The sequence below is a fragment of the Sediminicola sp. 1XM1-17 genome (assembly GCF_037203765.1).
GTDB lineage: Bacteria > Bacteroidota > Bacteroidia > Flavobacteriales > Flavobacteriaceae > Sediminicola.
This window is the reverse complement of record NZ_JBBCAS010000009.1, coordinates 1-11,813: the sequence shown is the minus strand read 5'-3', so window position 1 is coordinate 11,813 and position 11,813 is coordinate 1. Positions and strand designations below refer to the sequence as shown.

Annotated in this window: 4 protein-coding genes and 1 pseudogene; all 5 read left to right on the top strand. The window is 41.2% G+C overall.

The window, feature by feature from the left end:
- Positions 1–8 precede the first annotated feature (8 nt).
- Positions 9–1,946, top strand: coding sequence for an OmpA family protein (locus WAA86_RS13310; protein ID WP_337301511.1), 1,938 nt, complete (start codon positions 9–11; stop codon positions 1,944–1,946).
- Positions 1,947–2,243: 297 nt separating this feature from the next.
- Positions 2,244–3,923 carry an immunoglobulin domain-containing protein gene (locus WAA86_RS13305; protein WP_337301510.1) on the top strand — a complete coding sequence of 560 codons (1,680 nt, stop codon included), beginning with the start codon at positions 2,244–2,246 and terminating at the stop codon, positions 3,921–3,923.
- A 194-nt stretch (positions 3,924–4,117) separates the two neighbouring features.
- A complete protein-coding gene (locus WAA86_RS13300) occupies positions 4,118–6,184 on the top strand; it encodes an immunoglobulin domain-containing protein (RefSeq protein ID WP_337301509.1) in 2,067 nt (688 codons plus the stop codon).
- Between the two features lie 195 nt (positions 6,185–6,379).
- Positions 6,380–10,147: a Calx-beta domain-containing protein gene (locus WAA86_RS13295; protein WP_337301508.1), complete on the top strand. Its 3,768-nt coding sequence runs from the start codon at positions 6,380–6,382 to the stop codon at positions 10,145–10,147.
- A gap of 620 nt (positions 10,148–10,767) precedes the next feature.
- Positions 10,768–11,813 (top strand): annotated as a pseudogene (locus tag WAA86_RS13290) (hypothetical protein); the annotation flags it as partial.

Genomic DNA, 11,813 nt, shown 5'->3' with positions numbered 1-11,813 from the left:
TTTAAAAAATGATAAAAAGAATACTTTTAGTAATTGTCTTAACTTTTATTGGGTCAGGGACGTTGGTTGCGCAAGAGCGACTGATTGAGAAGGCGAACCAAAAGTATGAGGAATACTCTTTTAGTCCGGCTATTGATATCTATAAGAAAGTATTGGATAAGGGGTTTGTAACCCCGGACATGCTTAAAAGATTGGGTAATGCCTATTATTTTAAGGCAGATTATGCTGAAGCGGCTAAAGTTTATAAAAGACTTGTAGATGAGTTTCCCACAGATCTAGCCCCTGAATATTATTTCCGTTATGCACAGGTATTGAAGTCCCTAGGGAATTATTCGGAGTCGGATGCCATCATGGCAAAGTTCACCCAAATGACCTCTAATGATGAAAGGGCACTGGCTTATAGGACGGACCGAAACTACCTGGAAGACATTAAAGAAAATTCTGGAAGGTATGAATTGAAAACTTTTGATTACAATTCACCTTATGGAGATTTTGCTCCTTCCTTTTATAAACAAGGATTGATTTTTTCCTCCGACAGGGACACTGGAAACTTGGCACGTTATAGACATACTTGGACCTCTAAGGATTTTTTGGACCTTTATAAGGTAAACGTGGACAGTATATCCAATAATTTTGTGGTCAAGCTGGGAGAAAATATCAATACAAGACTGCATGAGTCCACGTCGGCTACCACCAAAAATGGAGCGGTGATCTATTTCACAAGAAATAACCTATTGGATAGCAAGAACGAGAAGGATAAAAAAGGTATTATAAGATTAAAGATCTACAGAGCGCAACTATTGGATGGTATTTGGACAAATGTGGAGGAATTGCCATTTAACAGTGATTCGTATTCTGTAGCCCATCCAGCTTTGAGTCCGGATGATAAAACCTTGTATTTTGCCTCAGATATGCCGGGAACCCTAGGGCAATCTGATATTTTCAAAGCTACCATCAACGCTGATGGCACTTTTGGAACTCCAGAAAATTTAGGAAACAATATAAATACGGAAGCGAGGGAAACATTTCCCTTTGTAAGTGATAAGGAGGTTTTGTACTTTTCTTCGGACGGGCATCCAGGATTAGGGGGATTGGACGTTTTTGCTACAAAAATTGCTTTTGGGGATCTTTCTGGGAAAATCACCAATGTAGGAGAACCAATAAATAGCAATTTGGATGATTTTACCTACATTTTTGACGAGGAAACAAGAGAAGGTTATTTTGCATCCAACCGCGAAGGGGGAATGGGTGAAGATGATATCTATGCCTTCAAGGAAATAGAACCATTAATGTTGGATTGTATACAGCAGGTAACCGGAACCGTAAGGGACAAAATATCCAATGAGGTTTTGGTTGGAGCTACCGTTATGGTTATCAATGAGGAGAATGTTGAAGTATCCAGTACCATTACCAATTCTAAAGGCGATTATAGCCTAACAGTAGATTGTAACCAAGGAAATTTCGTGCGGGCCTCCACGGAAGGTTATACTCCTGCTGAAGAGTATTTGGGAATATCCGATGGCAAGCCAAAGATTATTGATTTTTATTTGGAGCGGGAATCTATTACCGCCGGTTTTGGAGATGATTTGGCAAAATTATTACAGTTGAGCACCATTTATTTTGATTTGAACAAATACAATATCCGTAAGGATGCTGAGATTGAGATACAAAAGGTAATCGCTGCCATGGAAAAGTACCCAAGTTTAAAGCTTCAGGTGAACTCCCATACCGATAGTAGGGGACCGGACCCATACAACTTGTGGCTATCACAAAAACGTGCTGAAGCTACCGTAAACTATATGGTTTCTCAAGGTATTACCAAGGAAAGACTCAATGGTGAAGGCTATGGTGAAACAAGACTGGTTAATACATGTGGTAATGGAGTAAAATGCTCTTCCGAAGAACACCAATTGAACCGTAGATCAGAGTTTATTATTCTGGAATAAAATATATTATTTTAAAAACGGAAAAGCAGCCTTATAAAGGCTGTTTTTTTTGTTTTAAATCCATAGGCGGTGATTAGCCTAGGGAATTGCTTTTTCTTCAAATACAAAATGAACAACAATTGGATTCATTAAAAAATATAGGGATGGTCAACTTGACCTCTTTTTAAACGGGTTTCACAACATATTTTTTGACTATCACTCCTAGTTAATTAGTTTGCCAACTTTTTAGCATGAGTTCAGACTATTAATTTGAAGAATTGACTAATGATTCTTGAGTTTTAGTACAATAATTGTATTATGAAATATCCGTTGTTTGTAGCCTATTTTCCCTTTAAATTAAAAACACTCATTTTGGGTGTTTTTCTTATGTTCTGGGGTAATACCTTATTGGCACAAGTAACTGGTGATTATAGATCCAAAGCCACTGGCGTTTGGAGTAGTGCTTCTACTTGGCAAATATATAATGGAACCACTTGGGTGAATGCTACTTCCTATCCTGGACAAAATAGTAATGTAGGTACGGTAACTATTGGTAGTGGTAATACGGTAACCTTAAATGTGAATATAAATTCTATTTACAGTATAAATAAGTTGATTATTGGAGATCGAAATGGCGGAAGCGATAACCTGTCATTGCCAGATAATGGGAGCTTTCAAGTAAACATAATGCAAGTATCTGTAGAGAGCGATGGTATTCTATCATGGGTGAAAAATGCGGATTTGTATTTACCGGAAGGTGCACAGATATATAACAATGGAGGGGAGATAAGAACCGATAAGAATTGTAATGCCTCCCAAAGCATTTATATAGGGACAGAAAAATTTTCAAACTGTAATGGAAATGGTGGGGTAGACTATTCTTTTGATGACATAGAATCTGCACTTCCGCCTCCCACTAGTAATGGAGATATTACCGAATGCGAAAAGAACCCTATTCAAACATTAACAGCTTCCGCTACTCCTCCTTCTGGAGCTCGTGTTGAGTGGTTTACAGCTTCTAGTGGTGGTACTCCCGTTTCTCCAACATTAAATACAGTGGGTACTGTCACCTATTATGGAGAAAGTGTGGACAATTCAAATTCCAATCGAAGAAGCTTATTTAGAACTGCTGTTACCCTGACCATTCAACCAAGGCCAACAATATCGGTTAGCAGCGCTCCTACTTGTGTTTTTGCTTTATTTTCACCTACGACCTACAGATTGGAGGTTACAGTCAGTACTGGTAGTGTAACGAGTACCGCAGGTAATGTCAATAATGTTTCGGGCAATAGATGGGCTATTACCAATGTGCCCAATGGCACTAACATTGTGGTAACGGTTACCGATGCCAATGGCTGTACCAATCAGCTACCTGTGACCGCTCCCAATTGTTCTTGCCCCGTGGTAAATCCACCTGCCAGCGGTGGTAATAGGTCTTATTGTAATGGAGATCCTGTGCCCAGTATAACTGCAACGGTTGGTTTGGGTGAAACAGTGGACTGGTATGATTCGGCCAGTGGAGGTTCCCTATTATTAATGGGTAACACCACCTATACCCCTGCCGGTCCCGGTACCTATTATGCGGAAGCAAGGAATAATACAACTAATTGCCGGAGTGGATCTAGGACAGCAATAACCGTCACTCGGAATACCCCTTCTACGGCGACCATCGGTCCGGATCAATCTGTATTTACAGGGGGTAATGCTATTTTTACGGTTACTACTACCAACGCTGATACCTATCAATGGCAGGTGAGTACGGACGGAGGAACAACGTTTAACAATATAGTGAATGGACCAGAATATGCTGGTACACAGTCAACAGCGCTTACGGTTATGGGTGCAGAGGTTAATAAAAATGGCTATAGGTATAGGGTTATGGCCTCAAAAGCAGGATCGGGTTGCCCGCCTACAAATTCGGCATCAGCTTTATTAACCGTAAAGGTTAAAAATGCTATCACCAATAGAAGAATCACCCATAGGGTCAATAAGGATTAATACTATTTAGGAAGGTCAGTAAGGCCTTTTTACATAAGGTGTTATCTACGAAAACACTAAATTTTTAACACTTTTTAAGTCTTTTTTGAGGCTGTAAACCATAGAAATGTCTTCTTTTATGGTCTTGTGGCTACTATACACAACATTTGTTAGTTGAGTTTTTAGGTAAGTTTTATCTTGAACCCTAGTATATTATGGTAAATAAAGTCGTACATACTAAGTTTTGGGTTCGGATAGGCATTTTTATTGGATTTGTCCTTCTGGCCTTTACAGGATATTCTCAACAAAATCCTGGTGTTGGTGCCAACTTTGGTTTGGAAGCCGATTTAATATCTGGTACCACAAATGCAAATACGGATGACTGGTTTTCAGGTGCCACAGGAATGGGTGTCATAGATCAAAGTCAGTTCACCACTTTCCAATCCATTATCAATTCATCTGCCAACACTCCATTTGATACAAGGATGAGCACTAATAATTTCTCTTCCCCTAATGGATATATTTGGTATGCAGCCCGTTTTGGTCATGATTATATAAGTGAAGGGAATGCTAATAAAGATAAAACCACTTTTGGTGGAGGGTCTAAAAATGCCCAAAATCCGGCTACTCAATGGAATATTGGTGAATCTTCCCTTACCTCAAATGTGGATATTGTGGATTCGTATGTACATATGCGTAGGAACGGAACAAATACGGGAGATGATTTATGGGTTGATTTAGGCGTATCCACCTTAAAAGCTAACGGATCACGCTTTATAGATTTTGAATTATATGTCCGGGAATTATTGGTTTCAGGAGGTAATTTTACGAATGTGGGACCCAATGAAGGGCACACAGCATGGCAGTTTGATGCTACCGGCAATACCATCCAGATTGGAGATGTAGTTGTAGGATTTGCTTTTTCTGGTAGCGGGGTATCCGGAATAGAGGTAAGGGTATGGGTATCTAGGGCAGATTATCTTTTAAATAGAGGCTTTAATTATACCGCATTTGATGGGGCCTCAAACGGATCTGTTTACGGGTATGCAAGCATCAATTTTACAGGCAACACCTTTAGCAAAGTGAACACCGTCGCTACCACCGGCCCTCCATGGGGTACCTATGCAACAGGGCTTACTCCGGCAACTAGTTATGAGAAAGAAGCATTCGCGGAAATCGGGGTTAATTTTACAGGCATTGGGTTTGATCCCAGGACCTTATTTGGGCCAGGTTCTGCCTGCGATTCTCCATTTAGTTCGGTATTGGTAAAAACTAGATCTTCCGCATCTTTTACATCTTCCTTATCGGATTTTGCAGGACCCTATGATTTTTTGGGTGGCTCATCGGGCGGCCAATTGGACACAAGTATCAAGGATCCTGGAAATTTCAGTGGTTGTGTAGCCAATGAGACTTTGACCCTAGAGGCAAATTTTGACTCCATGAGCGCTGAATATTATTGGACCTCGGATTCCCCGGGAGTAACATTTCCCGATGGTACGACTTCAAAATCCGGAGTATATCTAACCTCTGTAGATATTGATACACCAGGGGATTATACATTGAACATCGCACCTTTGCCAGGATGTACGCCCGATCCTTCCAATGCAACTACAATTACAGTGCTAGAAGATTTGCCGGTAACGGTAACTTCCCAACCTTCAGATGAGGTAGTTTGTGATGGGGATTTGGCACAATTCAATGTAGGCACGGCAAATGCAGACACCTTTCAATGGCAGATGAGTACGGATAATGGTACAACATTTAATGACCTTGCCAATGGGGGACTGTACTCTGGGGCAACGACTTCTACCCTTTCGGTGAATCCTACAAACACAACTCTAGATGGGTATTTATATAGGCTGAAATCATCGACCTCAATAAATACGTGTCCACCTGTTTTGTCAGATTCGGCAGTGTTAAGTGTAGGTGGCTTTGTTTCCATTGATTCTCAACCAGTGGATACTAATGTTTTTGCCGGGGATTCAGCTATTTTATCAGTTTCCGCATCCAGTGCCAATGCCTATCAATGGCAGGTAAGTGATGATAATGGGGTAACATTTACTGATTTGACAGATGGCGTGAATTATTCGGGGGTTACCACTTCTTCGTTGACCGTTTCCAACATGGATATTGATTTCTCTGGTAACCAATACAGGGTCATTGCATCCAATACCTCTCCAGCCTGTCCCAGTTCTGAAACTTCTTCCCCTGCCACTCTTACAGTGCAAGTAAATGGAGTTATTTCCAATAGGAGGATTACGCATAGGGTGAAAAAGAATTAAATCAAGGGCTTTTAAATAATTTACAATTGTTTTATAATTGATTCAAAAATCACTTAAATAGGTCGTTCGAATTAAAGTCACTTCGAATATTTGATATTATACCTCTATTTTAATTCAGCATACAACATTCCCAAAACACGTATCATTTCTATTTCTACATTTGATGTGTTGATCATATAGGATTAACGTTACTTGATGATAACAGGAATCTTCCCTAATAAAAGAATACCGATTCTTATTATAGTGTTCTTCGGCTGTTTCCATATGTTTGGACAGCAGACCTTTTTGGATAATTTTAACACCGTTTCATATGCCAATAATAATGGAACTTCCAGCTTTTCTGCCAACTGGGTGGATAGTGAAGATGGGAATCCGGCTGCTGGAAGAATTTCAGTTACCGGTGGTGCAGCAGGCAAGCTGAGGTTCAATGACTTGGATGGAAGGTTGGCAAGCAGGAGACTAAATTTGTTCGGGGCTACGCAGGTTACCTTGACCATGGATTTTGATGCAACGGCTAGGGGTGGAGAAGGATTGGATATTCAGTTATGGAATGTAACCACTGCTTCCTGGCAAACAGTTAGAACCATCAATACAAATACGATAGGGACAATTTCTTTTCCTTTAACATTAGACCATATCTCCGCTGCCTCTGAAATTCGATTTGCTGGTACAGACAATGTCTGGGGTGGGGGTTCAACTATTTTAATTGATAATGTCCTATTTACGGCAACGTATGGGCCCGCAACCTTCATCAATGATGTCACAGTTTCCGAAGAGGCGGGAACAGCAACGTTTACGGTAACTTTAAATCAACTTAGACCAGGGGGATTTTCGGTAAATTACGCCACTTCTGATGGCACTGCAGCTGTAGATAGCGACTATTCTGCAGTGTCAGGTACCTTGGTCTTTACAGGTTTGGCTGGAGAAACACGGACAATTACCGTTCCCATACTGGATAATACCTATGGTGAGAACAATGAGAATTTCTTTGTCACCCTTTCCGGTGCCACCAATGGGGTTACCATCATAGATGCTATTGGGGAAGGGACCATTACCGACTCAGACCCGCCCATCCCCAATAATGTACCATTATCATTGTTCAGGGAGTTCAGTGGATATTATGACTATACCACCACAGGCGGATCCTTAAGGACCCAGCCCAATGGTACCAATGCTTGTTCTATTACGGCTACTTCCTCAAACACCTTACTTTCACCCATTCCAGCAGGAGCAACGATAGAGAGGGCTTATTTGTCTTGGGCGCATTCCAACTTCAATGCGGATGATATGGTAACCTTTGAAGGACAGACGGTAAGAGCAGAGGTCATTTACGGTTCTACCTTGACCAACAGGCAATTTTATGGTTATTTAAGTGATGTGACTGCTATAATTAGAGGTATTGGGAATCCATCTACCAATACATATGATTTTACAGGTCTTAATGTAGATACCGGAGACCCATTTTGTAGTTCACAGACCGTTTTGGGAGGATGGACATTAATGGTATTTTACGAATTGCCAACATTGCCAGCGGTGACCATTAACCTCTACCAAGGATTTAGTGGGGAAAGTAATTCTTCATCCAGTTATACACTCTCTGGATTTTTCGCCATTGGTGCAACTGGTTCCAAAACTACTGTTGTTTCTTGGGAGGGGGATCAGACATTGGCCAATAATGAACGCCTTTCGGTAACATCGGGATCAGGACTGGCCATCACACTATCTGGAGATGGGGATAACAATGGGATTACCGTCAATAACCCATTTAACTCCACTATTTACGACAATACTGTAACCCCCAATATCAATATTACTACCTCTCATGGCCTGGATCTTGATACATATAATATATCCTCTGTAGTTCAGCCAGGGGAATCCTCGGTTACCACTACGGTTCAGTCTGGTCAAGATTTTGTGATTGTAAACTCAGTTTTATTAAAGGTGCCTTCCAACTTGATAACCGGTCTGGTATTTGAAGACGTTAATTATCCTGGAGGTGCCGGGAGAAATGCAACCGTATCTGCGGGTAAACCGGTGGTAAATGCAAGGGTAGAACTCTACGATTCCTCTGGAAACTTAAACAGATCTACAACAACAGGCACAGATGGGAAATATGTATTAGGTGGGATGGCCAATGGAACGTATAGGGCACGGGTTGTAAATTCAACCGTTAAGTCCACTAGAGGGGGCGGTGCAGCTTGTGCTACCTGTATGCCAATTCAGACATTTAGAAGATTTTATAATGCAGGAGGATTTGTCAATGTTCCCAATGAGGTAGGGGGAGCAAATCCTGCAGGCCAAGATCCAGGGAGCAATACCTTGGCTGGGGCCCAGAGTGTTTCTTCAGTTTTGGTATTGTCCAACGGTATAGTGGGCATCGATTTTGGATATAATTTCAATACTATTGTTAATACCAATCAGGTGGGGCAGGGCTCGCTAAATCAATTTATTGTAAATGCCAATAATTTGGACGAGACCGGGTTGGACATTGCGGCCAATAGTATTTTTGATCCGGCTGCGGGAGAGGATACCTCTATTTTTATGATCCCGCCCACTGGGGACGCATTGGGAAGGACACCTAGTGCCTCCTATGCCAGTGGCTATTTTGATATTTTTATTACCGATGCCCAACAATTGGCTACCATGACTGCTGCCAATACTATTGTGGATGGAAGGACGCAAACCGCCTATTCGGGGAATACCAATTCAGGTACCTTGGGTGCGGGGGGATCTGCTGTGGGGGTTACGGGAAATACCCTTTTTAGTTTTAACCGACCCGAGATACAGGTGCGCAGAAACGGAGGGGATGTATTTACCACACAAGGGAACAACGTAACCATCCGGAATTTGGCTGTCTATTCCAATGATAGGGCAGGAATACGGATCAATGCCGGGCTAACCTATATTTTTGAAAATATTATAGGGGTCAATGCCCTGGGCGTAAAATCAGGGGCGATCCAATATGGCACAGAAGTACGCGGTGGAACGGCAAGAATTGCCCGAAACTATTTCAATGGCTCTGATATTGCAGGGATTCGTATTAATGGGGGTTCCAATTCTATTCTAGAGTACAACCATATCTTTCAAAATGGAACAGGGACAACCTGTATGGACAATATTTTGATCGATAGTGGAACTGGAATAATTATAAGAAATAACATGATCAATGATGCGGCTGGTATAGGTATTGAAGGAACTAATTATTCTGGTGGGTTGGTTATTACTGATAATACAATAACAGGGAACGGAATCAGTCCCGTGGCCTGCGGAGGGGGAATCTTTGATGATGCGGGGATTCGATTAAAGGCTGCTACCGCAGAGGTCTCCAAGAATGTTATACATGGAAATAGAGGAGAGGGCGTTGTGGTAGCGGAAAATGTGACAGGTATTTGGATTACACAAAATTCCATCTACAACAATGGTCTAAGGGCCCCTTCTTTGGGGATAGATTTGGATAAATCCAAAAAGACAGGAGATGGTGTTACCTTGAACGATAATGGCGATGGAGATTCCGGTCCCAATAACTTGAACAATTTTCCCATTTTTAAAACAATATCCACCAACGGGGCCAATTTAATTGTCCAAGGATGGGCCCGGCCAGGAGCTATAATAGAACTGTTCATATCAGACGTTTCTATGGGAACTGCACTGCCAGGAGCTAACCAATTAGGGTATAGTTCCGATTATGGGGAAGGCCAGTCCTATTTGGCAACGGTTATTGAAGGATCTGCAGGGGACTTGGACAGCGGAGTGTCCAACTATACCGATCTGGATGGCAATATAGATAACACCAATAATTTTAAATTCTCTATACCTTTGCCTTTTGGGGCCATGGTGGGTCAGAAGATCACCGCTACTTCTACAATCGCAAATAGTACCTCAGAATTTTCACCCTTATCAACAATTAAGGTGAGTACCATCATCACCAATAGAAGAATTACCTATAGGGTGAATAAGAGTTGATGCTCTCAAATTGGATTCAAATTTTAATTAGTAAAGGCGAAATAGAAGTAAATCACTCCTGTTTTTTCGCCTATTTACTTCTTCCAATAAGTCAAACAGAATAATTTAAACTTATTTACATGTTGGTTCGCCATAATTTTTAATGATACAATAAGTGGTTTTTTTAGACCTGATTTGAATAATTACAAACAAATATCCCATCTATGGTAGATCACAAAAACCGGTTTAAAACTATGCCATTTTGGGTTGGATTATGCATCAAAATAATGGCCATTTCACAACATTTTCAAAAAGGTGAAAGGGTAAATAATTCGGATAAGATGTCGTGTGGCAAGGCTTGATATTACTGCACTAATCGATAAAAGACATACAGAAGTTATTGGATTTTAAGAACTGAAACTACACTTTATCGATGGTATACAATACTAATTGGTACTTACACAACATTTATTTTCCTCGCGCTAGCTTCCTGCTAATTTTGTAAAGTGTAATAATATCAATTTGGCATTGAGCAATTCTATTCGAATTTTCTTAAGTCCGATGATATTTGAAAAACCAGCTTTATGATGAGGTATTCAAAAAACCGAAAGCATAAAAATATTGACAGTAAACCGACAACCATGAGTAAAAAGATTTTATTAATCATTTTCTTGATTTCAGGGTTTGCCTTTTCGCAGACCACTGTTACACTTCAGGATCAATGTAATTGTGAGGTGCTTAGTGGTACTGCCGTTACTGCTCCAGGGGCTACTGCCCCAACAGGTGCGGACATTGGAGATATTTATGTGAACACCAATACAGGAACCATCTATTTTTGGGATGGAAATTCATGGGAACTGACTTCTTCGGATAATCAACAGTTACAAAACTTTAGCTTCAACGCAGGAACAAACCAATTAACATTGGTTTTGGAGAATGGAGGAAGCTTGAGTGTTGATTTGAGCAGTTTAAATAATATCGGAACTGATGATCAAACAGCAGCAGAGGTAATCTATGATAATTCAACATCGGGCTTGTCGGCTGGTACGGTGCAATTAGCAATAGATGAAATCAACAATGCCACCAATACTGTTAACCTGATTGATAACGCTGACGGAACTTACACTTTTACAAAAGCAGATGGAACTACGGTAACCATTTCAGATACATCTGTTTCTACCTTAGTAAATAATGGGGATAGTACTTTTACCTATACATCGGAAGATGGTAGTACTACCTTAATTGACATAAGAGATTTTGAAACATTGACCAGTATCGCGCTGAACGCCGATAATACCAACATCGACTATACCGATGAGGACGGGGTAGTGACCCAGTTGAACCTATCTGCCCTTGTTGACAACCTGGAAACAGTGACCACTTTGGTGGCCAACGCTGACGGGACCTTTACCTACAAGGATGAGGACGGAGTGGATACCATCATCGATGTAAAGAACTTGGAGACCCTTACTACGATCGCGCTGAACGCCGATAACACCAACATCGATTATACCGATGAGGACGGGGTAGTGACCCAGTTGAACCTATCTGCCCTTGTTGACAACCTGGAAACGGTGACCACTTTGGTGGCCAATGCCGACGGGACCTTCACCTACAAGGATGAGGACGGAGTGGATACCATCATCGATGTAAAGAACTTGGAGACCCTTACTACGATCGCGCTGAA

What these genes read in the sequence shown, in the direction of transcription:
- WAA86_RS13295 (WP_337301508.1), top strand. Translation starts at nt 6,380, where the DNA reads ATGATAACAGGAATCTTCCCTAATAAAAGAATACCGATTCTTATTATA.
- WAA86_RS13300 (WP_337301509.1), top strand. Translation starts at nt 4,118, where the DNA reads ATGGTAAATAAAGTCGTACATACTAAGTTTTGGGTTCGGATAGGCATT.
- WAA86_RS13305 (WP_337301510.1), top strand. Translation starts at nt 2,244, where the DNA reads ATGAAATATCCGTTGTTTGTAGCCTATTTTCCCTTTAAATTAAAAACA.
- WAA86_RS13310 (WP_337301511.1), top strand. Translation starts at nt 9, where the DNA reads ATGATAAAAAGAATACTTTTAGTAATTGTCTTAACTTTTATTGGGTCA.